17 protein-coding genes are annotated in these 21,160 nt (G+C 65.9%); 10 read left to right on the top strand and 7 right to left on the bottom strand.

The window, feature by feature from the left end; all coding sequences use genetic code 11:
- Nucleotides 1–21: 21 nt before the first annotated feature.
- Nucleotides 22–1,434 (bottom strand): dihydrolipoyl dehydrogenase family protein, encoded by a 1,413-nt coding sequence (locus tag ACZI8R_RS13070; protein WP_463380056.1) that lies wholly within the window; start codon nucleotides 1,432–1,434, stop codon nucleotides 22–24.
- A 44-nt stretch (nucleotides 1,435–1,478) separates the two neighbouring features.
- Here ACZI8R_RS13070 and ACZI8R_RS13065 point away from each other — a divergent pair, with 44 nt between their 5' ends.
- The 3 genes from ACZI8R_RS13065 (at nucleotide 1,479) to ACZI8R_RS13055 (ending at nucleotide 3,978) form a co-directional block, all read left to right on the top strand.
- The gene (locus ACZI8R_RS13065) at nucleotides 1,479–2,231 is read left to right on the top strand and encodes an SDR family oxidoreductase (protein WP_463380055.1); all 753 of its coding nucleotides are present in this window, start codon (nucleotides 1,479–1,481) and stop codon (nucleotides 2,229–2,231) included.
- Between the two features lie 69 nt (nucleotides 2,232–2,300).
- A complete protein-coding gene (locus ACZI8R_RS13060; protein WP_463380054.1) occupies nucleotides 2,301–3,605 on the top strand; it encodes an NAD(P)/FAD-dependent oxidoreductase in 1,305 nt (434 codons plus the stop codon).
- 13 nt (nucleotides 3,606–3,618) lie between these two features.
- Nucleotides 3,619–3,978, top strand: a complete 360-nt coding sequence (locus tag ACZI8R_RS13055) for a hypothetical protein (RefSeq protein ID WP_463380053.1) — start codon at nucleotides 3,619–3,621, stop codon at nucleotides 3,976–3,978.
- A 3-nt stretch (nucleotides 3,979–3,981) separates the two neighbouring features.
- On the opposite strand, the gene ACZI8R_RS13050 is transcribed toward ACZI8R_RS13055, so the two are convergent.
- On the bottom strand, nucleotides 3,982–5,232 hold the full coding sequence (locus ACZI8R_RS13050; RefSeq protein WP_463380052.1) for a hypothetical protein: 1,251 nt from the start codon (nucleotides 5,230–5,232) through the stop codon (nucleotides 3,982–3,984).
- Nucleotides 5,233–5,342: 110 nt separating this feature from the next.
- On the opposite strand from ACZI8R_RS13050, the gene ACZI8R_RS13045 reads away from it, so the two are divergent.
- Complete coding sequence (locus ACZI8R_RS13045; protein ID WP_463380051.1) at nucleotides 5,343–6,149, top strand: FAD:protein FMN transferase; 807 nt, start codon at nucleotides 5,343–5,345, stop codon at nucleotides 6,147–6,149.
- A 24-nt stretch (nucleotides 6,150–6,173) separates the two neighbouring features.
- On the opposite strand, the gene pgi is transcribed toward ACZI8R_RS13045, so the two are convergent.
- Nucleotides 6,174–7,844 carry a glucose-6-phosphate isomerase gene (pgi, locus tag ACZI8R_RS13040; RefSeq protein ID WP_463380050.1) on the bottom strand — a complete coding sequence of 557 codons (1,671 nt, stop codon included), beginning with the start codon at nucleotides 7,842–7,844 and terminating at the stop codon, nucleotides 6,174–6,176.
- An 88-nt stretch (nucleotides 7,845–7,932) separates the two neighbouring features.
- Here pgi and ACZI8R_RS13035 point away from each other — a divergent pair, with 88 nt between their 5' ends.
- Entirely contained in the window at nucleotides 7,933–9,384 is a 1,452-nt protein-coding gene (locus ACZI8R_RS13035; RefSeq protein ID WP_463380230.1) for an NAD-dependent succinate-semialdehyde dehydrogenase, read from the top strand.
- Nucleotides 9,385–9,512: 128 nt separating this feature from the next.
- On the opposite strand, the gene ACZI8R_RS13030 is transcribed toward ACZI8R_RS13035, so the two are convergent.
- Entirely contained in the window at nucleotides 9,513–9,809 is a 297-nt protein-coding gene (locus ACZI8R_RS13030; RefSeq protein ID WP_463380049.1) for a chorismate mutase, read from the bottom strand.
- A 279-nt stretch (nucleotides 9,810–10,088) separates the two neighbouring features.
- On the opposite strand from ACZI8R_RS13030, the gene pcrA reads away from it, so the two are divergent.
- Nucleotides 10,089–12,545, top strand: coding sequence for a DNA helicase PcrA (pcrA, locus tag ACZI8R_RS13025; protein WP_463380048.1), 2,457 nt, complete (start codon nucleotides 10,089–10,091; stop codon nucleotides 12,543–12,545).
- Nucleotides 12,546–12,552: 7 nt separating this feature from the next.
- Here pcrA and ACZI8R_RS13020 read toward each other — a convergent pair whose 3' ends face one another.
- Nucleotides 12,553–13,380, bottom strand: coding sequence for a phosphotransferase (locus ACZI8R_RS13020; RefSeq protein ID WP_463380047.1), 828 nt, complete (start codon nucleotides 13,378–13,380; stop codon nucleotides 12,553–12,555).
- Nucleotides 13,381–13,398: 18 nt separating this feature from the next.
- Nucleotides 13,399–14,367 (bottom strand): M23 family metallopeptidase, encoded by a 969-nt coding sequence (locus ACZI8R_RS13015; protein WP_463380046.1) that lies wholly within the window; start codon nucleotides 14,365–14,367, stop codon nucleotides 13,399–13,401.
- Nucleotides 14,368–14,751: 384 nt separating this feature from the next.
- Between ACZI8R_RS13015 and ACZI8R_RS13010 the strand changes: the two genes are divergently transcribed.
- From ACZI8R_RS13010 to sucD, 3 genes are all read left to right on the top strand, one after another.
- A complete protein-coding gene (locus ACZI8R_RS13010; protein ID WP_463380045.1) occupies nucleotides 14,752–16,725 on the top strand; it encodes a hypothetical protein in 1,974 nt (657 codons plus the stop codon).
- Between the two features lie 145 nt (nucleotides 16,726–16,870).
- Nucleotides 16,871–18,040 carry an ADP-forming succinate--CoA ligase subunit beta gene (gene sucC, locus ACZI8R_RS13005; RefSeq protein ID WP_463380044.1) on the top strand — a complete coding sequence of 390 codons (1,170 nt, stop codon included), beginning with the start codon at nucleotides 16,871–16,873 and terminating at the stop codon, nucleotides 18,038–18,040.
- Nucleotides 18,041–18,053: 13 nt separating this feature from the next.
- Nucleotides 18,054–18,968, top strand: a complete 915-nt coding sequence (gene sucD / locus ACZI8R_RS13000; RefSeq protein WP_463380043.1) for a succinate--CoA ligase subunit alpha — start codon at nucleotides 18,054–18,056, stop codon at nucleotides 18,966–18,968.
- Between the two features lie 51 nt (nucleotides 18,969–19,019).
- Here the strand turns inward: sucD and ACZI8R_RS12995 are convergent, their stop codons facing one another.
- Nucleotides 19,020–19,658: an IMPACT family protein gene (locus ACZI8R_RS12995; protein WP_463380042.1), complete on the bottom strand. Its 639-nt coding sequence runs from the start codon at nucleotides 19,656–19,658 to the stop codon at nucleotides 19,020–19,022.
- 130 nt (nucleotides 19,659–19,788) lie between these two features.
- Between ACZI8R_RS12995 and ACZI8R_RS12990 the strand changes: the two genes are divergently transcribed.
- Entirely contained in the window at nucleotides 19,789–21,075 is a 1,287-nt protein-coding gene (locus ACZI8R_RS12990) for a DUF5336 domain-containing protein (protein WP_463380041.1), read from the top strand.
- The last annotated feature ends 85 nt before the right edge of the window (nucleotides 21,076–21,160 follow it).

The raw sequence follows: 21,160 nt of genomic DNA, 5'->3' as shown, positions 1-21,160 counted from the left end.
GATGCTGAGCCGACCTGAGAGTCAGCCGCGTGCCTCGAGGAGGCGCAACCACACCTCGCTCACGGTCGGGTACGAGGGAACGGCATGCCACAGCGTGTCCATGCGGACGTGCCCGACCACCGCGACCGTCGCGGCGTGCACGAGTTCGGACACCTCGGTTCCCACGAACGTCGCGCCGACGAGGGTGTCGGTCGCTCGGTCGACGACCAGTTTCGCGTGGCCGGAGAAGTCGTCGCGAGCCAGTGAGGATCCGGCCACCGCGATGTCCGCCTCGACGGTTTCGACATCGATGTCGGCCTTTCGTGCTTCCTCCTCGGTCATCCCCACCGAGGCGGCTTCCGGTGACGTGAACACGACCTGCGGTACCTGTCCGTGGTCGGCCGTCGCCCGCAGTCGGGGGCTGTCGGTGCTCCGGTTCTCGGCCCGCGCGGCGATGACGTCCCCGCACACCCGGGCCTGGTACTTCCCCATGTGAGTGAGCAGAGACCGGCCGTTGCAGTCGCCGACGGCATACAGCCAGCCGTTCTCGGTCGCGAGTGTGTCGTCGACCTCGACGTACCCGCGGTCGTCGAGCAGGTTCGAATCGATGCCCAGGTCTGCTGTGCTCGGCGCTCGGCCGGTGGCCACGACGATTTCGTCGGCTTCCACGGATTCGCCGCCCGAGGTGTTCACCGTGACCGTGCCGCCGTGGATGTTGCCGATCCCGGTGTCCGCCGCGCTCGGTCTTGACACGGACGCGACGTCCGTGCCGAGCAGAACCGTCGCACCGCGAGCTGTGAAGGCCTCGGCAACGCGATCACCTGCGAACGGCTCCATTCGGGCGAGCAAGCCGTGGCCTCTGACGACGAGGGTCAGTTCCTCCACACCGAGATCGAGAAGCCAAGTCGCGGCCTCACACGCCACGACCCCACCGCCGACGACCACCACTCGGCGTGGGACCTCGCGCAGGTTCGTCACGTCCCGTGAAGTCCAGGGGAGCGATTCCTTCATCCCCGGGGTACCTGGAATCGACGCGGTGGTGCCGGTGGCGATCACCACGGCTTCACGGGCACGCAGTGTCCGACCGTCGTCGACCGTGACGGTGCGCTCGCCACTGATGCGAGCATGGCCGCGGACCACCTCGATGCCCAGGTCGTTCGCCCACTTCACCTGGGACGAGTCGTCGTGGCCGCTGGTGTAGGAGTCTCGGCGCGCGAGGACGGCGGGAACGTCCAGCCCGTTCCCGGTGACTCCGGGCATGTGGCGCGCCGCCCCGAGTACCTGCCCGGGCCGCAGTAGCGCCTTGCTCGGCATACAGGCCCAGTACGAGCATTCGCCGCCGACCAGTTCGTGTTCGATCAGCACCGCGGTTCGCGTGCTGCCTGCGATTGCGTAGTCGGCGGCGTTTTCGCCTGCCGGCCCGCCTCCGATGACGATGACATCGAATTCGTCCATTCGTCCACGGTAAGCCGCCGGAGACGACCCGATACGGTGTCTGCATGAAACGACAGAAGATCCTCGTCACCGGTGCCAGTTCGGGTCTCGGAGAGGAGATGGCGCGACGATTCGCCGCGATGGGTCGCGACCTTGCGCTGTGCGCGCGTCGTCTCGAGAACCTCGAGGTTCTGGCAGCGGAGCTGAAGGTGAAGCACCCGAACATTCGCATCGCCGTCCGTGCTCTCGATGTCACCGATCACGAGGCTGTCGTTCGGGTGTTCGGGGAGCTGCGGGACGAGTTGGGCGGACTGGACCGGGTGATCGTGAACGCGGGACTCGGTAAGGGTGCCAGGATCGGAACCGGCCGGGCCGATGCGAATCTCGCGACGGCACGAACGAACTTCGTCGGCGCGCTGTCCCAGTGCGAGGCAGCGCTCGAGACTTTCCGGGGTCAGAACTCGGGCCATCTCGTGCTGGTGTCGTCCATCAGTGCGGACCGGGGTCTGACCGGGCCCAAGGCTGCGTACTCGGCGAGCAAGGCCGCCGTGGCATCCCTCGGAGAATCGTTGACGACCGAACTCGCGAAGACCGACATCGCGGTGACGACGTTGCTGCCCGGATTCATCGCAACGGATATGTCTTCCAAGGCCGGCGACAGCGCACAGATGACGGCCACCTTGACGCAGGGTGTGGACGCCATGGTCGACGCGATCGAGAAGGAATCGACCCGTGTGGCTCTGCCCGGCCTCAAGTGGCAGGTGGTGGACGTGGCGCTGCGATTCCTCCCGAACGCTCTCACTGCTCGCATGGCCTGACCCCTGTGAGCGGCCAGCGAGTCTCCGGACTCGCTGACCGCGCACAGGCCGAAGGCGTAGGTTTCGAATATGGTCAAGCGCGTCGTCATCGTCGGTGGTGGATTCGGGGGCCTCTACGCCGCGCGGCAATTGAGCGACGTCGACGCCGAGGTCACGCTGATCGATCGCGGCACCAGTCACCTGTTTCAGCCACTGCTCTATCAGTGCGCGACCGGGCTGTTGTCGCAGGGCGAGATCACCAGCCCGCTGCGGCACCTGCTCCGGAAGGGGCCGAGCCTGCGGGTGAGCCTCGGTGAGGCGCACTCGATCGACCCGGAAGCGGGGGAGCTCACAGCCCTTCGTCTGGACGGAACGACGTTCACGCTGCCCTACGACTACCTGGTCGTGGCGGCAGGAATGCGGCAGTCGTATCACGGGCACGACGAATACAGCCAGTGGGCGCCCGGCATGAAGACGCTGGACGATGCACTCGCGATTCGGCGAAAGATCGTCACCGCGTTCGAGATGGCCGAGACGCTCCCCACCGCCGAAGAACGACGGCCGTGGCTGACGTTCGCGGTGTCCGGCGGTGGTCCGACCGGCGTCGAACTCGCCGGACAGATTCGCGAACTCGCCACCCGAGCGTTGGCAAACGAGTTCGACGAGATCGACCCGACCGAGGCGCGAGTCCTGCTGTTCCACGGCGGTGATCGTGTGCTGCCAGGATTTCATCGCAAGTTGTCGGCTGCCGCTCAGAAGACCCTCGACTTGATCGGTGTCGAGACGCATCTGGGCGTCCACGTCACCGACGTGTCCGCGACGGGTGTCGAAGCCACGGCCAAAGCCGAACCGAAAACGGTCACGCGGTACGAGGCGAAAACCGTGCTGTGGACTGCAGGCGTCGAGGCGGTGCCCTTCGCGGGCGCATTGGCGACCGCGCTCGACGTCGAGCCGGACTCGGGTGGACGCATCCCGGTGCTCCCGGATCTGACCGTTCCGGGCCATCCGAACGTATGGGTGGTCGGTGACGTCATGTCACTCGACAAGCTTCCTGGGGTGGCCGAAGTCGCCATGCAGGGCGGCCGATTCGCGGGTAAACAGATTCGCGCCGTGCTCGGCGACGGAAAGCTGCGGCCCAAGTTCAAGTACCGCGATCTCGGCACCGCTGCGTACATCGCGCGGCGTCAGGCGATCGTTCAGGTAGGGCCGGTGAATCTTTCGGGCTTCCTGGGCTGGGTCTCATGGGGAGCGATCCACATCGCGTTCCTGGCAAGTCCACGAAACCGGATGGGCACCTTCCTGAACTGGGCCGCCACTCTCGCCACCGACTCCCGACGCGAGCGCGCCGTCACATACGGCGACCCGGAAACCGCCCGTCAGCCTTATGACGGCTAGTTACGGTGTTGCCATGATCGAGGTCGCGACCAGACGGCGCACCCAGCCTCCGCCGAAGAAGGTGGTCTTCGAGGCTCTGATTCGACCCGACCGTGATCCGCGGCGTCGGTGGTTGACGATGCGTGACGATGAACAACGTCCGACCGTGCTCGAGGAGGTGGAACCCGATCTCGTCGTGTGGTCGTCCATCTGGGCGCGGCGACCGGACGCGGTGATCAGGTTCGACCTGGAAGGGGAGGGTTCGGGCCACACGGTTCTGCGGTGGACACTGCTCGTCGACGATCCGCCCCCAGATGACGAAACCGTCCTTCGAATGCGCAAGCGCCTGAACGAGCTGATCAATGGGAACCTTCGCTTCACCTTCGGGCAGTAGTACCTACCAAAAATCAGGGTTCAGGCCGCGCCCGGTCAGTACGTCCGTGACGCGGGCGCGGAGTTCATCGGGCGACCGATCCGCGGAGCTCTCCAGGGCCAGGGTGTATCGGCCGTCGAACTCGTTGAGGAATGCGAATATTCGGGACCGGGTCACCACAGGGTGTGGGTGAACGGCTCGGGTCGCGATTCCGATTGCGGTGTGGGGGCCGAGCGACCGCATGCCGTCGGGAAGCTTTCCTATGTTGGAGCACAGGGCATCTCGTTCGCCCGCCTCGCCCGACAACTTGTGGGCAAGCCGATCCGGTACCACCTGGAGCAGCTCTTCCGGGAAGCCCGCGGGGCTGGACATCGGTGGGGATGCGTAGGCAGCGCGGCTGATATCGCGTGTCCGGCGGCCCGATTCGTTGCCGGACAGCACGATTTCGACCATTGCGACCGAGTTGTCGATGCCCGGACGCGAGCGGACGTCCATCGGAACGCTCACGATGACTGTTTCGGTTGGATAGGTGCGCGCCAGTTCGGCCACCACCGAGATGAACAGGCTGTTCGGTGTCCCGCCGTCACTTTCGGCGACGGCATCCCACGCTTTCGCGTCCCACTCGGCGATCACGCGAGTGCACGTCCTGACGGAGGGGACTGCAGTGGCGTCCGGCTGCCGAAGCTCACGACGGCGTTCCGGGTGGACCACCAGACCTGCGACGGCCACCAGAGTTCTGGACAGGACCTTGCCCGCTAGCCCGAGCGCGTCACGGAGGTCCGATGTGCGCGGCGTGCATGGCTCGACGCGCGACGCCCCTGTCAGCGCGTCTTCGATCGCGGCGGCGAGACCCCGCGCGTCGGCGATCACGTGGGAACACACCAGTGACACGACGGTCCCGCCGTCGTCGAGATCGGCGAACGAGATTCGCCAGCCGGGACCGATCTCCGGGTCGATATCGAACGTTGCCTGCTCGTCCGCCCACCTCATGAGGTCGGATGCAGGCAGCGAGCGGGACTCGATGGGAAAGGCCGAAACGTCGGCGACGAAACGTGGTCTCGCCAGGGGAACGCGGGAGCGCACCACGCGTCGTCCCAGACGACCATGGGCGATCGCCTGGTGCACCGACTCGAGCAGGACAGGGCCGATCCGATCCGCGCACCGCCACAGACCCTGCATCACCACCGGATTGCCCCAGCCGTGGTGGGTGCGGAGGAAGATCTCGTCGACCACACTCAGTCGGGTCGCGTCGGGGGCAAGGCGTCCGGCGTTCACGAGCGGAAGTCTACGGCCGCCGGGCGTGCGACCAGCGGTGAAAGGCAGCACTGGACAAACGGCGCATACTGGAAACGTGAGCTGTGACGACTAGCGCACGGAGTAGGGACATGGTCAGTGCCGAGCAGTGGATTATGTGGGATTCCGTGGTCGAGGTCGATGTGACCGAGGGCGCGGCGCTGTCGGCTGCGAGTGCGCTGATCGCCCGAGTCATCGAGGATGCGGCGTCGGTCTGCGATCTACGGCGTGGTGACGCCGAGATCCACGGTGTGAACCTTTCCCAGGGCGCGCCGGTGAAGGTGAGCAAACGCATGTCGTCGCTGCTGCGGTCGTCGCTGTGGGCGGCCCGAATGACCGACGGTGTCGTCGGACCACTCGCGTTGCCGCGTTTCGACGACGAGAAGATGCCGCCCGTTCACCCGGTACCTACGTACCAGGACGTGCAGATCGACGACGACGTCGTATTCGCCCCGTGGGGAGCTTCGTTCGACCTCACGGAGACCGCCAAGGCCGACACGGTGGCGCGTGCGGCCGAGCTCGTCGCTGCCGAACTCGAGTGTGGTGCCGCAGTACGGATCGGGGAGGTGGTCGCGACCGCCGGCCACTGTCCGGCTGGGGGCTGGCAGATCGACGTTCCCTCCGACGGCGTGGTCGAACTCGTCAACGGAACGGCGATGGCCACCGCGATCAGGTCCGGTTCGGCGGACGATCCGGTGCCGGACGAAACGGAGTGGGACCAGGTGACCGTCGTCGGCGCCGACCCGCTGTGGGCATACGCGGCCGCGGAGGCGGCGCTGTCCCGCCGAATCGGAGCGATCAGATGGATCGAGCAACATGGTCTGCGCGCGCGGTTCGTCGACCGCAACGGGCGTGAGTACACGACCCAGAACTGGACGTTGAGCGCTACGCGACCGTGAGCGGCGGGCGAGTCCGGAGACTCGCTAACCGCTCACAGGGCCGGAGGCCCTTCCGCGGCCCTTGCGGTACCAGTCGATCAGCGCTGTGGTGGACGAATCGTCTTGCGGTTCGGGCGCTTCGTCCGCGGTGAGGACGGGCTGCAGTTCGTTCGCCTGGGTCTTGCCGAGTTCCACGCCCCACTGATCGAACGAGTCGATTCCCCAGATGACGCCTTCCACGAACACCTGGTGCTCGTACAACGCGATGAGCTGGCCGAGGACCGATGGGCTCAGCTTCGGCGCGAGGATGGTGGTGGAGGGCCGGTTGCCCGGCATCACCTTGTGCGGAACCAGTTCGGGATCGGTGCCTTCGGCCGCGATCTCCTCTGCCGTCTTCCCGAAGGCGAGGACCTTGGTCTGGGCGAAGAAGTTGCTCATCAGCAGGTCGTGCATGCTGCCCGTGCCGTCCATGGTCGGCAGGTCGTCGGTGGGTTGGACGAAGCCGATGAAGTCGGCGGGCACGAGTCGGGTTCCCTGGTGGAGCAGCTGATAGAAAGCGTGCTGACCGTTGGTACCCGGTTCTCCCCAGAAGATCTCGCCGGTAGAAGTCGACACCGGACTGCCGTCGGCCCGGACCGATTTGCCGTTCGACTCCATCGTGAGCTGCTGGAGGTATGCGGCGAAGCGCACGAGGTCGTTGGAGTACGGCAGTACCGCGCGTGACTCCGCACCGAAGAAGTTGGAGTACCAGAGGCCGAGCAGTCCGAGAAGGACCGGCGCATTGTGTTCGAGGGGAGCCGTGCGGAAATGTTCGTCGACCAGGTGGAAGCCGGCGAGGAACTCGGCGAATCGCTCGCGGCCGATCGCCGCCATCACACAGAGTCCGATCGCGGAATCGACGGAGTAGCGCCCGCCGACCCAATCCCAGAATCCGAACATGTTGTCGGTGTCGATACCGAACTCGGCGACGCGTTCGGCGTGGGTGGACACCGCGACGAAATGTTTTGCCACCGCATCGTTTCCGAGGCCCAGTGACTCGAGAAGCCAGCGCTTCGCGGCGGTAGCGTTGGTCAGTGTCTCGAGTGTCGAGAACGTCTTGGACGCGACGACGAAGAGCGTGGTCGCCGGATCGAGCCCGTTGAGACTCCGGACCAGGTCGGACGGATCGATGTTGGAGATGAACCGGACACTGATACCGGCATCGGCGTAGTGCCGCAGCGCGCGATAGACCATCACGGGGCCGAGATCGGAGCCACCGATACCGATGTTGACGACCGTTTCGATCTTCTTGCCGGTGGCACCACGCCACTGTCCGGAGCGCACTCGGTCGGTGAAATCGCCCATGCGATCGAGAATTTCGTGGACCTCGGCGACGACGTTCTCACCGTCGACCTCCAGCGTGGCGTCGCGGGGGAGTCGAAGTGCGGTGTGGAGGACGGCGCGGTCCTCGGAAGTGTTGATGTGGCCGCCGGCGAACATGGTGTCGCGGCGCTCCTCGACTCCAGCTGTGCGAGCCAAGTCGACCAGCAGAGCGAGTGTCTCCCGGTCGACACGGTGCTTGCTGTAGTCGACGTACAGATCGCCGGCAGTGACCTGTAGTTCGCTGCCGCGGGCAGGATCGTTCGCGAAGAGCTCTCGCAGGTGCACAGATTCGATACCGGCGTGGTGGGCGCGAAGGTTTTGCCAGGCGTCGGTTCGGGTTATGTCTGTGCTCACGAGAGTCGAGCTTAGTGTCTGGTGCCCGAATCGTCCCGCGTTGTCCTTCACCAGCCTCTACCGAGCTTTCGGGCGCATGATGGAGGCCATGGATGCACTCGAACTCATTCGAACGGTTCCCACCAAGCTGTATCTCGGCGGTCACGAGGTGGACGCCGAGGCCGGCGCCACCTTCGAGGTACACGACCCGGCGACCGGTGACGTGCTCACCACGGTTTCCGACGCCAGCCCGGACGACGGCCGACGCGCCCTCGATGCTGCGGTCGCCGTGCAATCGGAGTGGGCACGTACACCCGCCCGTGAACGCGGTGAGCTGCTGCGCGGGGTCTACGACAGGATCGTCGAACGCACCGAGGAACTCGCGCTCCTGATGTCCCTGGAGATGGGTAAGGCCCTGCCCGAGAGTCGCGCCGAGATCAAGTACGGCGCAGAGTTCTTCCGGTGGTTCGCAGAGGAGGCCGTGCGGGTCGCCGGCCGATACACGCAGGCTCCCGCAGGCACCGGCCGGATCCTGGTCACGAAGCAGCCCGTAGGGCCGTGCCTGGCCATCACGCCGTGGAATTTTCCGTTGGCGATGGGCACCCGGAAGCTGGCACCTGCGTTGGCCGCGGGCTGCACCATGATCGTCAAGCCGGCGTCGGAAACGCCGCTCACCCTGCTGTACCTGGCGCGATTGATGGACGACGCGCGAATACCCAAGGGCGTGGTGTCCGTGCTGCCGACGTCCCGATCGGGTGACATCACCGACCCGTTGCTCGAAGACCCGCGACTGCGCAAGCTCACCTTCACCGGATCGACCGGGGTAGGCCGGATGCTCGTCGAGAAGTCGGCGAAGGGACTGCTGCGCACGTCGATGGAACTCGGTGGAAACGCCCCGTTCGTGGTGTTCGACGACGCCGACGTAGACGCAGCGGTCGACGGTGCGATTCTTGCGAAGCTCCGCAACGGCGGCGAGGCGTGCACGGCGGCCAACCGATTCCACGTGGCCGAGTCGATTCACGAAGAGTTCACCGAGAAGCTGACGAAGAAGATGGGCGAGTTCGTGCTCGGACCGGGTTCCGACTCCGCCACCACACTCGGACCGCTCGTCAGCGAGAAGCAGCTCCGGACGGTGTCCGAACTGGTCGACGACGCGGTGGCCGCGGGTGCGACAGTCCGTCTGGGCGGTAAGGCGCAGGACGGGCCGGGTTGGTACTACCCGGCGACGGTGCTCGCCGAGGTGCCTGCACACGCCCGGATTCTGAAGGAAGAGGTGTTCGGACCCGTCGCCGCGATCACCACCTTCGAGACGGAAGAAGAGGGCGTCGCGGCGGCCAACGACACGGAGTACGGCCTGGCGTCCTACATCTACACCCGGGATCTCGATCGGGCGCTACGTGTTGCCGAGGCGGTCGAAACCGGCATGGTCGGCGTCAACAGGGGAGTGATCTCGGACCCGGCCGCGCCGTTCGGCGGAATCAAGTCCTCCGGGTTCGGACGAGAGGGCGGCTCGGAGGGAATCGAGGAGTACCTCGAGACCAAGTACATCGCTCTGCAGTAGGAGTAGGCACAGACGCGAACGACCTCGTGCACCGATTACTCGAATCCGGTGCGCGAGGTCGCGCGAAGTATGGGTGTCTCAGTGCCCGAGAGACGCCTGCGGCTCAGTGCCAGAGAGACGCCTGCGGCTCAGTGCCCGAGGCGTCCGCGTCCGAGACGAAGCAGCAGCATTGCGAGGGTGTGACCCTCCTGGCCCAGCTCGTTGTAGCGCTCGAGAACCTTCATCTCGCGGCTGTGAACGAGTCGGACACCGCCGGATGCCATGCGCGTGCGGCCGATGAGCTGTGACACTTCTGCGCGGCGCTTGACCGCAGCAAGAATCTCGGCGTCGAGGCGGTCGATCTCGTGACGAAGCTCGTCGATCTCCGCTTCGGTGGTCGGCACGGGGGTGTTCGCCCCGGCTTCCGTGACGGTCTGAATGCTCATGGGTTCGTCTCCTCTTCTCAGAACTTGGATCGTTGTTTCGGCTCGGGTCGTTACCGATCCAGGCTCACTGACGAAAAGAGCCCCGGGATCCGGGTGGGACCTCGAGGCTCGTGAGCTGTTCAGTTCACGGGCACCGGCGGCCGGTGCCCGTAAAATCGCCGCAGTGCGCGACGTGAAGCGCTGAACATATGTACCAGTTTGCCACGCTCGTCGTCTCGCGGCCAAGTGCAGGTGCGCGCCTGCGATCCTGTCGGTGCGCGACGGTAGCGTAGAGGAGCGATGACTACCTTTCCCAGCCCGTCGGTTTCAGGTCGGAATGCTCCAGCCGGCACCACAGCTCCCCTCGACAGTTCGGCGCACTCCGATTCTCGGTCCGACGCCCTGCTTCACGGATTGAATCCACATCAGCGTGAGGCCGTCCTGCACGCCGGGTCGCCGCTGCTGATCGTGGCGGGTGCAGGGTCGGGCAAGACGGCAGTCCTCACCCGGCGGATCGCATACCTGCTGGCCGAGCGGGACGTACGCCCCGGCCAGATCCTCGCCATCACGTTCACGAACAAGGCTGCTGCCGAGATGCGCGAGCGGGTGGCGCAGCTCGTCGGCCCCCGTGCTCACAGCATGTGGGTGTCCACCTTCCACTCGAGCTGTGTCCGGATTCTGCGTGCTCAGGCAGCACTTCTGCCCGGGCTCAACTCCAACTTCTCGATCTACGACTCGGACGATTCGCGTCGGTTGTTGACGATGATCTCGAAGGACCTCGGGATCGATTCGAAGAAGCACTCGCCCAGGCTTCTCGCCACGCACATCTCCAACCTGAAGAACGAGCTCGTCGATCCCGAGCAGGCGGTGACCGATGCCGAGAAGGAGCCGTCGGAGCTCCCGAAGCTCGTGGCCAAGGTGTACGGGCATTATCAGCAGCGGCTGCGGTCGGCGAACGCGCTGGATTTCGACGATCTGATCGGTGAGACCGTCGGCATGCTGCAGGCGTTCCCTCAGGTCGCGGAGTACTACCGCCGCCGATTCCGGCACGTCATGGTCGACGAGTACCAGGACACCAACCATGCCCAGTACATGCTGGTGCGTGAACTGGTCGGATCCGAGCCGGCGGAGGGGGAGCACGGTGTGCCTCCCGCAGAGCTGTGCGTCGTCGGTGACGCAGACCAGTCGATCTATGCATTCCGCGGCGCGACCATCCGCAACATCGAGGAGTTCGAGCGCGACTACCCGGATGCGCGCACCATCCTCCTCGAGCAGAACTATCGGTCCACTCAGAACATCCTGTCCGCCGCCAACTCGGTGATCTCGAGGAACTCCGGACGGCGCGAGAAGCAACTGTGGACCGACTCCGGCGAAGGCGAACTCATCACCGCCTATGTGGCCGACAACGAGCACGACGAAGCGTCCTTCGTCGCCGCAGAGATCGACAAGCTGGTCGATGCCGGAGACGCGAAGTTCGCCGACATGGCCGTCTTCTACCGCACCAACAATTCGTCGCGCGCGATCGAGGAGATCTTCATTCGCCTCGGCGTGCCCTACAAGGTCGTCGGCGGTGTGCGCTTCTACGAGCGGAAAGAAGTGCGCGACATCGTCGCGTACCTGCGGGTGCTCGCCAATCCGAACGACACGGTGAGCCTGCGCCGCATCCTGAACACGCCGCGCCGCGGTATCGGCGACCGCGCGGAGGCATGCGTCGCCGTGCACGCCGAACAGCGAGATATGAGCTTCGCGCAAGCCCTGCGCGACGGCGCCGACGGCAAGGTGGCGCTGCTCAACACCCGATCGCAGAAGGCCATCGCGGCGTTCGTGACCATGACCGACGAGCTTCGAGCGCTCCTACCCGCACCGGACAGCGACGAGATCGGCGACCTCGGCGAGGTCATCGAAGCAGTGCTCGAACGCACGGGCTACCAGGCCGAACTCGCGTCCAGCAGCGATCCGCAGGATGGCGCTCGGCTCGACAACCTCAACGAGTTGGTCAGCGTGGCACGCGAATTCAGTGCGGACGCGCGCAATGCGGCAGGCCTCGACGAAGCCCCGGATGTGGCAGAAGATCGCGACGGCGAACCCGAGCCCGGTTCGCTCGCAGCCTTCCTCGAGCGTGTGTCGCTGGTTGCCGACGCCGATCAGGTCCCCGACTCCGAAGACGGCGTCGTCACGCTGATGACCCTGCACACTGCAAAGGGCCTCGAGTTCCCGGTCGTGTTCGTGACCGGTTGGGAGGACGGCCAGTTTCCGCACATGCGGGCACTGGGAGATCCGGCAGAACTGTCCGAGGAACGACGACTCGCCTACGTGGGAATCACGCGTGCGCGTCATCGCCTGTACTTGACTCGCGCAGTGATGCGGTCCGCGTGGGGTCAGCCGATCCAGAACCCGGAATCGCGTTTTCTGCAGGAGATACCGACGGAACTTCTCGACTGGCGCCGGGTCGATCCCGGCCCCGGTGCCGGCGGTGCCATCGGCGGTGGCCGACTCCGTGGCAGTGGAGGCTACGGCGGCGGTTACGGCAGCAGCGGCGGCGGTGCGGGCGGCAATTCGACAGGGTTCGGCGCGGCGAAGCGCAACAACAATTTGGTTCTGTCGGTGGGGGATCGGGTGAGCCACGACAAATACGGCCTCGGCTCGGTCCTCGAAACGAAGGGGGCGGGTGCGACCGCGACAGTCACCATCGACTTCGGCAGTGCGGGCAAAGTGCGTCTGATGCTGATCGGCGGCGTGCCGATGGTGAAGCTGTAGAGAACCGTCAGGCGAGTCGTCCGACCATCACACGGCCGGCATCGGCGAACTGCGAGTCGCCGATGCTGTCCGCCCAGACGACCGTGGACAGCGCCTGGTGAATCTGCTCGAGCTTCCAGACGTGTTCGTCGGCCTCGTCGAGGGTGCGCCCGAGCCCCTCGAGAAAGGCTTCTTCGAGGTGTGGGCGACCGACGAACTGCTGATTGCGCAAGCGGAACAACTCGCTCGTCCAATGTCGCTGTTCGGCACGGCCGAAGTCGATGACCGACACCTGGCCCTCGTCGATGAGCCAGTTTCGCGGATGGAAGTCGCCGTGTGTGAAGGAGACGGGGACTGGTTGTACGACAACGGAATCGAGCTGACTCCGTAGTGAGGTCACCTGGTCGTCCGGCACCAGTCCGGCGGCGTTGTCGAGATCGAAGGCGCACTGCCGACGAAGTCTCTCCGCGTAGTCGCTCGACTGTTCTCCCGGAACGAGTAGCCGAGCGAGTAGTGCACCCGCTTGTCGGTACGTGTCGCTCGCCCACTCGGCTGGTGAACCCTCGACGATCTCACCGGGCTCGTAGCGGGTCACTAGGAGAAAGTCGCCAGCGGATTCGTGCAGGAGCGTGGGCGCGGCGCCGGGGATGTCACCGAGAAACTGTTGGTGGGCTGCGATCTCACGCGGAATGTGGTGACTGGAGGCGCTGGCTTTGACGATGCAGTCCTCGTGCGCGGTGCGGACGTGCAGGACGGTGGTGTCCTGGAGTGGCCACGAGTAGTCGTCGACGATCTGCCAGGTCCCCAACCAGCCGTCGAGCAGGCGTCGTTGAACGTCGGTGATACCGGAAGACATGGTGAAGCGGTGAACGGATCAGTCGCGCTCGATACCGAGGCTGATGCCACGCGAGGCAAGCCACGGAATCGGGTCGATCTTGTTCTCGCCGGGAAGGTGCACCTCGAAGTGGAGGTGGGGGCCCGTGGAAAATCCGCGGTTGCCGATGGTGGCGATCTGATCGCCTGCCATCACTTCCTGGCCCACGGTGACCTCGGACGTATTGATGTGGCCGTACACGGTGATGGTGCCGTCCGCGTGCAGGAGTCGAACCCACATTCCGAAGCCGGAGGCCGGGCCGGAGTCGATGACCTTGCCGTCTGCCACTGCAACGATCGGCGTTCCGATCGGGCCGGCGATGTCGACGCCCGCGTGCAAGGTTCCCCACCGGCTGCCGAAGCTGGAGGTGAAGTTTCCGATGGCGGGAAGAACGAACAGCGGGCGACGCGCAGCGGCTTCGCGGGCGGCGCGCTCTTCGCTGAAGCGCTGACCCTTGGCGAGAAGGTTGTTGAACTGCGAGAGGTCCGCGGGGTTCGCGACGTTGAGGACCTGGGGAGTATCCGACTTCGACGCGGCGGAAGAACCGTTGTCTGCGACCGTGGAGAACTGGGCGGCCTGCGGCTCGGCGGTGGTGCCGATGGTCGATTCGTTGTCCGATGCGAGCGCGACCTCGGTCTGGCTGGAATCGGAAGAGCTGTTGGAGAGTCCGGCCTGTCCGGCTGCGACCACGGCGCCTGCGGCGACCGCGAGGACTGCGGCGCGGCCTTTGAGGGCGGTGGGAGGGGTGGGAATGCGGTGAGCTCCACTGCGACGAGTGGCAGGAGCTGGTTCTTGCGTCATCCGGTCCTGTGAAGCGGATCCCGGGTTGGTGAAGTACGAGGTGGGCGACTGCGAGTACGTGTACTCGTGCTCTCGGTACTCGTATTCCGGCTGGTAGTCGGCGTCGTAACCGTAGTCGGTCGCGTAGTGGCCGGCGTACGCGTCGGCGTTGTTCTCGTTACGAAACATGCTGGTCGAACTTTCGGAACCATCAGCGCCGAGATAGCTCGGAACCGACCTCGTGGAATGAGCGGGCGTGCCTTGGTTCACGTGATCCGAGGACTTTCTGAATCGGCTGGTCGTGAACTGGCTGCGATGATGCATGTGCCCGTTCGTCCTCCTGCTTGTGACCTGCCTGTGACTAAGACCTGGGAACGGTAACGAAACGGTTGCGATGGGCGCAACCTGTAACGCGCCCGTTTGGCCATATGTGACGTGCATCACTTCATGAGCTGGGGAAACGATCTGTGTCACAGACGCCGAACGCATGGGTGTCCACCATGCGGGATGGGAACGCGGTCGACGCGTGTCATGCCGACGCCGAAATCAGCCTCGACGCGTTAGCGTCGCCACGTGGCATCAACAACTCGACCGGGGGACCGGAAAGCGGCCGGCGACGGTCGCCGCGCGGAGCCCGAGCGGATTCCCTCACGCTCCGTGTTTGCCGAACTCGACGACGAACCCGACAGCAGTGGCGGCGGCGTTCTCGCCGTGGCGTTCGCCATCGTCGGCGGCGCCGCCGTAGCGGCCGGCCCGATGCTGGGTGCAGTCCGCTCCGAATCGGCGGGGGACTGGGCGTCCGGCGCCGTGCCGGCAGTCGCCTGGGCTGCGGTGTTCGCCCTCGCGCCGGCGGTGCTTGCGCTGGTGGCGCTCTTGGCGCGGCGGGTGGCGGTGTCCGGCGCGCTGCTGGCGGGGTCCGGAGTCGTCGCACTCGGTGCCGCCGTCGCGGATGTTCAACTGTGGACCGACGCCGTCGATGCGAACCGGCTCGAACTCTTCACGCCGGAGACCGCCGTGGATCTCGGGCCGGGGCCGGGTGCCTATGCAGTTCTCGCCGGCCACCTCCTGATGGTCCTCGGCGGACTGCTCGGCTTGTTCGCCGTGCACCGGGCTTCTCTTGCGGACGGCTACGGTTCGGCTCGCAGTTCGGAGCAGGTCGGACGGGCCACCGGGTCGCGTATCGGGTTTCTGCTCTCCGCGCTGGTGGTCGTCGTGGCCGTGGTGTTCGGCGGCGCGTTGTTCGCCCCGGCCCTCGAATCCCACGATCCGATGATTCTGGTGCCACCCGTAGTGGACTCCGACGTCACTGCCTCGGCGGGCGCAGCCATCATCGCCGTCGCAGTCCTCCTGGTGGCAGCCTCGGCTCTCGCGTCGATCGCACCGCCCGTCGCGGCCGCGGCGATCGTCGGCTCGGCTCTCGCCGCGTTGGCGGTGGCAGGTACTCGGCTGGTCGCGGCCGTGTCGGCAGGTGATCGCATCGACCCGGGTATCGGATCGGTGATCGGAACGGCCGCGGCGGCAGTGCTCCTGTTCGCCGGACTCGCAGTCGTGCCGTTGGACCGAATTCGCGATCGCCGGGTTCTCCGCACGCTCGCGGTGTCCACGGACTCGGAGGCCGGCGGCGCGCGCCCAGCCAAGAGTGGCGCTGTCGCTCCTTCCGCGAAGGGTGTCGCGAAAGCTGCCATGCGTGCCGAGGCGACCGCTGCGGCGCAGAGACGTACCCGCTGGCACGTCGCCACCGGCACGCTCGGAGTCGTGGTGGGTGCCCTGGCCGCGGTCGGTTCGCTTCTTCCCGTGCTGAATCTCGATGCGGCTGCCGAAGAGGTCGTCGCGGCATCGCCGCAGATCTACGCCACCCGGCTCGTGCTCGTCGCCGGTGTCGTTCTCGTCGTGGCGAGCATCTGGTTGTGGTTCTCGGAGTTCGCGGCGGCATTACGACCCGCGGTCGGTGTGCTGTGGGTCGGCGTGCCGTTCGCCGTCACCGGTGTCACGGCATCGGCCGTCACGGCCGCGGATGTACCCGGTGTCGGCATCGGCATCGGAGTCGTCGTGATGTGGGTGGCGGCTGCGGGAGCCGTGGTCGTCGGATTCTTCGCCGGACTCGCAGGGTCGGCGGAGCGGGAAGAGATCGACGTGTCCGACGAGCGATCGGCGAACAAAGCGGTTCTGGTCGTCGGTGGGCTCGGTGTGGCGGCGTTCGTCGTCGGGCTCGCCCTCCCGCTCTATCGCGGGGTGGACGTGCGTGGTGACGAGTACTCGGCTGCGACTCTCGCCGACTTCGGCCGCGGCCTCGAGTGGTGGGGGCCCGCGATTCTTGCGGTCGCCGTGCTCGTCGCTCTCGTGGTCGCGTCCCGTTCACGTCCGGCGCGGGCGGCCGCGTTGTTGCTCGGCGCTGCGGTCCTCGGCGTGGTGCATCTCCTCGCACTGCCACTCACGAGCGCGCGAGTCGACGAGGTTCGCCCGGGGGCGGGTGTCGTCGCCACTGGTCTGGGCATAGTGTTGATCGGGGCTGCAGCCATCCTCACATCACGCACGAAATCTCGGTGAGGTGCACCTCAAAGGCTTCAGTTGCGTGATCTGGGCCACATAGCATGTATGCGGACGTAATCGGACCGCGACAACTAGTTAAAGTCCAAAACAGGCCCGCTCCTACCCCTCGAGCGGGTGTCAACGCAGACGAGACGGTGAGCAGATGGATCTCTTCGAATACCAGGCGAAGGAACTCTTCGCCAAGCACGAGGTGCCGACATCGGCGGGGCGTGTTACCGACACGGTCGCCGGGGCACGTGAGATTGCCGAAGAAATCGGCAAGCCCGTGATGGTCAAGGCTCAGGTCAAGGTCGGAGGCCGCGGCAAGGCCGGCGGTGTGAAGTACTCCAACAACGCCGACGAGGCTCAGGCCAACGCCGAGTCGATCCTCGGGCTCGACATCAAGGGCCATGTCGTCAAGAAACTCTTGGTCGCCGAAGCGAGCGACATCGCGGAGGAGTACTACATCTCCTTCCTGCTGGACCGCACGAACCGCACCTACCTCGCGATGTGTTCCGTCGAGGGTGGTGTCGAGATCGAGGTCACGGCGGAGGAGAACCCCGACGCCCTCGCGAAGATTCCGGTCGACGCCGTCAAGGGTGTGGACCTCGCCTTCGCGCGCAGTATCGCCGAAGCCGGCAAGCTGCCCGCCGAGGTGCTCGACGCCGCAGCGGTCACCATTCAGAAGCTGTGGGAGGTCTTCATCAACGAAGATGCTCTCCTCGTCGAGGTCAACCCGCTCGTGCGTACGCCGGACGACCAGATCCTGGCCCTCGACGGCAAGGTCACCCTGGACGAGAACGCATCGTTCCGTCAGCCCGGGCACGCCGCGTTCGAGGACAAGGACGCAACCGATCCCCTCGAGCTCAAGGCCAAGGAGAACGACCTCAACTACGTCAAGCTCGACGGACAGGTCGGAATCATCGGCAACGGAGCCGGGCTGGTCATGTCGACCCTCGACGTCGTCGCCTACGCCGGTGAGAAGCACGGCAACGTGAAGCCCGCCAACTTCCTCGACATCGGTGGCGGCGCATCCGCAGAGGTCATGGCGAACGGCCTGGACGTCATCCTGAACGACGAGCAGGTCAAGAGTGTGTTCGTCAACGTATTCGGCGGTATCACCGCATGTGACGCGGTTGCCAACGGCATCGTGGGCGCACTGAAGACTCTCGGCGACGAGGCCAACAAGCCGCTGGTCGTCCGCTTGGACGGCAACAACGTCGATGAGGGTCGCCGGATCCTCGCCGAGGCCGCTCACCCGCTGGTCACGGTAGTCGGAACCATGGACGAGGCAGCCGACAAGGCAGCCGAGCTGGCCTTCGCCGCAAAGTAAGGGACATATACAAATGGCAATCTTCCTGACCAAGGACTCCAAGGTCATCGTCCAGGGCATCACCGGCGGCGAGGGCACCAAGCACACGGCGCTCATGCTGAAGGCCGGCACGCAGGTCGTCGGCGGCGTCAACGCCCGCAAGGCCGGCACCACCGTGGCTCACTCCGCTGCTGATGGTTCGAGCGTGGAGCTTCCCGTGTTCGGCACCGTCGCCGAGGCGATGAAAGAGACGTCTGCCGATGTCTCGATCGCATTCGTCCCGCCGAAGTTCGCCAAGGACGCCATCGTTGAGGCGATCGACGCGGAGATCCCGCTGCTCGTCGTCATCACCGAGGGCATCCCGGTGCAGGACTCCGCATACGCCTGGGCGTACAACGAGTCGAAGGGCAACAAGACCCGCATCATCGGCCCGAACTGCCCCGGCATCATCACGCCCGGCGAGTCGCTCGTCGGGATCACCCCGGCGAACATCGCGGGCTCCGGTCCGATCGGCTTGGTCTCCAAGTCGGGCACGCTGACCTACCAGATGATGTTCGAGCTGCGTGAGCACGGCTTCTCCACCGCCATCGGTATCGGCGGCGACCCGGTCATCGGAACCACCCACATCGACGCGATCGAGGCGTTCGAGAAGGATCCCGAGACCAAGGTCATCGTGATGATCGGTGAGATCGGTGGCGACGCCGAGGAGCGTGCCGCCGACTACATCAAGGCGAACGTGACGAAGCCGGTCGTCGGCTACGTCGCAGGCTTCACCGCACCCGAGGGCAAGACCATGGGCCACGCCGGCGCCATCGTCTCCGGTTCCTCGGGAACCGCGCAGGCCAAGAAGGACGCACTCGAGGCTGCAGGCGTCAAGGTCGGCAAGACGCCGTCCGAGACCGCTGCCCTCGCGCGCGAGATCCTGCAGAGCCTCTCCGTCGAGGCATAGGCGGCTTCGCCGCCTATGAGTGGTTGACGAGTCCAGAGACTCGTCAACCACTCACAGGCCGGAGGCGTCGATCCACATCGCGCCGGCCGGTTCCAGCGTTCCCGTCCCGGATGTGGCGGCGGCGACCAATTCTTCGAGTGCCCCCGAATCGCGCGCAGCGAGGGTGAGAACGGCACTCTCCCCGTAGGCGGTGTCGATGACGACGACACCACGCCCACGCAATTCCGCTTCCACCCGCCCTGCATCTGCATGACCCACACTCAGCGTGAACATCTCGAGGCGGCTACGTCCGGTCAACGTCGCCTGGTCGACGACCGAACCCACCGCGCCGGAGTAGGCGCGTACGAGCCCACCCGCACCCAGCTTGATTCCGCCGAAGTAGCGAGTCACCACCACCGCGACGTTCACGAGTTCACGCCCCTTCACCATCTGCAGCATGGGCAGACCCGCCGTGCCCCCGGGCTCGCCGTCGTCGCTGGACCGTTCGACTCGGTCGACCTGATCGTCGCCGACGATGTAGGCCCAGCAATGGTGGCGTGCGTCGGGGAAGCGTCGCCGCTGCGCGTCGACGAACCCACGCGCATCGTCTTCCGTCGAGACACGGCGCAGGGTGGCGATGAAGCGGGAGTGTTTGATCTCCGTCTCCACCGTCGTCTCGGTTCCGACGGGGCCGGCAAGCGTGTACTGCATGACCTCATTCTCGCGGGTTTCGTGAGCCTGCCAGACCGCCGACTCGCGCCGTGACCTGAGTGACTACGTAGGCTAGCGTCGAAACGAACACGCACAACGCCGACGACCACGATGTCGACAAGGAGAAGTCATGACGTTCACGCCCGGAGGGCCGAGCTACGGCCCGCCCGCGCAGCCGACCCCGGCGCCATCGAATTCGGAGGGAAGCTCGAAGGATCTCGGCTTCTTTCTCCTCGTAGGTGCGGCGGCTCTCGGTGTCATCAGCTTCCTGCTCGGATTCGCGAAGTTCTTCGAGATCGGCGGCGATTCGACGTTCGGCGTTCCCGCGATCGCGGCCAACGCCTTCGAAGCGGGCATCTACGGCGTGGGACTTCTGCTCCTCGGTGGTCTGCTCGCCGGCGTTTCCCTGCTTCCGAAGCAGAACTACGGCGGGGCCGCAGCGGCCGCAACGGTGGCAGGCTTCCTCACGGTTCTGGCCGAGGCACTGTCGTCCGACGGCTCACTGAAGATCGGTGCCATCGCGATTCTGGTTCTGGGCTTCATCCAGGTCGTCGTGACCGTGGCGGCACTTCTCTTCGCGACGGGAATCGTCAAGGCCCCGGAGCCCAAGCCCGCGACGCCGCAGGGTTTCGCCGGGCCGTCGCAGGGCTTCGGTCACGGTGCCCAGCAGCAGCAGGCCTTCGGTCAGGGCCAGCAGCAGGTGCCGGGTCAGCAGCAGAGCCAGAGTCAGGGCTATGGACCTACCGGCCAGCAGGCAGGTGCGTACGGACAGGCTCAGCAGCAGAGTTACGGTCAGCAGTCGCCGTACAGCCAGGGTCAGGCGTCGGCGCCGACCGATCAGTCGCAGAACTACGGTCAGCAGGCGTATGGCCAGCAGCCTTACGGTCAGCAGGGCTATGCACAGCAGCAGTACGGTCAGCAGGCCTACGGCCAGCAGCAGCAGTACCCCGGCTACACCTCGCCGGCCGCGCCTGCGTTCGGTCAGGCTCAGACCTCGTCGGCCTCCACGCCGACCCAGCAGGTCCCCACCAGCCAGCCGTCTGCGCAGGACCAGGCGTCTTCGCAGTCGCAGCAGGGGTCGGCCGACAACGACACCACCGGCCCGTTCGGTGCCTACCCGGTCTCGGGCGAGCAGTCGCCTTACCAACAGGCCTACGGCCAGCAGCAGTACCAGGGTTACACCTCGCCTGCAGGCCAGAGCGGCGGCGACACGGCGGGTTCCACTTCGCAGGATTCGGCCCCGGGCTCCGCAGCGCCGACCGCGCAGTTCCAGGCCGGAAGCAGCAATTTCGGTTCGGCTCAGCACGCAGCGCCGACGTACGGCCAGAACCCGTCCGAGGCTTCGCCGTTCGAGCGTCCGCTCGAGTACGGTGAGCAGGCTTCGGAGTCGGACTCCAAGAAGACCGACGACAAGTAGAAATTCGGCTGGTCACGGTGGCCTCCGACCGAAGCGGTCGGAGGCCACCGTCATGCGGTCACTCGGACCGCTGCGGCGGCGCGCC

This window comes from Rhodococcus huquni (assembly GCF_055231055.1).
This window is presented reverse-complemented; position numbering and strand designations above follow the sequence as displayed.

Excerpts from the sequence above, each read along its gene's own strand:
- ACZI8R_RS13070 (WP_463380056.1), bottom strand. The coding sequence starts at position 1,434 with ATGGACGAATTCGATGTCATCGTCATCGGAGGCGGGCCGGCAGGCGAA.
- ACZI8R_RS13065 (WP_463380055.1), top strand. The coding sequence starts at position 1,479 with ATGAAACGACAGAAGATCCTCGTCACCGGTGCCAGTTCGGGTCTCGGA.
- ACZI8R_RS13060 (WP_463380054.1), top strand. The coding sequence starts at position 2,301 with ATGGTCAAGCGCGTCGTCATCGTCGGTGGTGGATTCGGGGGCCTCTAC.
- ACZI8R_RS13055 (WP_463380053.1), top strand. The coding sequence starts at position 3,619 with ATGATCGAGGTCGCGACCAGACGGCGCACCCAGCCTCCGCCGAAGAAG.
- ACZI8R_RS13045 (WP_463380051.1), top strand. The coding sequence starts at position 5,343 with ATGGTCAGTGCCGAGCAGTGGATTATGTGGGATTCCGTGGTCGAGGTC.
- ACZI8R_RS13035 (WP_463380230.1), top strand. The coding sequence starts at position 7,933 with ATGGATGCACTCGAACTCATTCGAACGGTTCCCACCAAGCTGTATCTC.
- ACZI8R_RS13030 (WP_463380049.1), bottom strand. The coding sequence starts at position 9,809 with ATGAGCATTCAGACCGTCACGGAAGCCGGGGCGAACACCCCCGTGCCG.
- pcrA (WP_463380048.1), top strand. The coding sequence starts at position 10,089 with ATGACTACCTTTCCCAGCCCGTCGGTTTCAGGTCGGAATGCTCCAGCC.
- ACZI8R_RS13020 (WP_463380047.1), bottom strand. The coding sequence starts at position 13,380 with ATGTCTTCCGGTATCACCGACGTTCAACGACGCCTGCTCGACGGCTGG.
- ACZI8R_RS13015 (WP_463380046.1), bottom strand. The coding sequence starts at position 14,367 with ATGTTTCGTAACGAGAACAACGCCGACGCGTACGCCGGCCACTACGCG.
- sucC (WP_463380044.1), top strand. The coding sequence starts at position 16,871 with ATGGATCTCTTCGAATACCAGGCGAAGGAACTCTTCGCCAAGCACGAG.
- sucD (WP_463380043.1), top strand. The coding sequence starts at position 18,054 with ATGGCAATCTTCCTGACCAAGGACTCCAAGGTCATCGTCCAGGGCATC.
- ACZI8R_RS12995 (WP_463380042.1), bottom strand. The coding sequence starts at position 19,658 with ATGCAGTACACGCTTGCCGGCCCCGTCGGAACCGAGACGACGGTGGAG.
- ACZI8R_RS12990 (WP_463380041.1), top strand. The coding sequence starts at position 19,789 with ATGACGTTCACGCCCGGAGGGCCGAGCTACGGCCCGCCCGCGCAGCCG.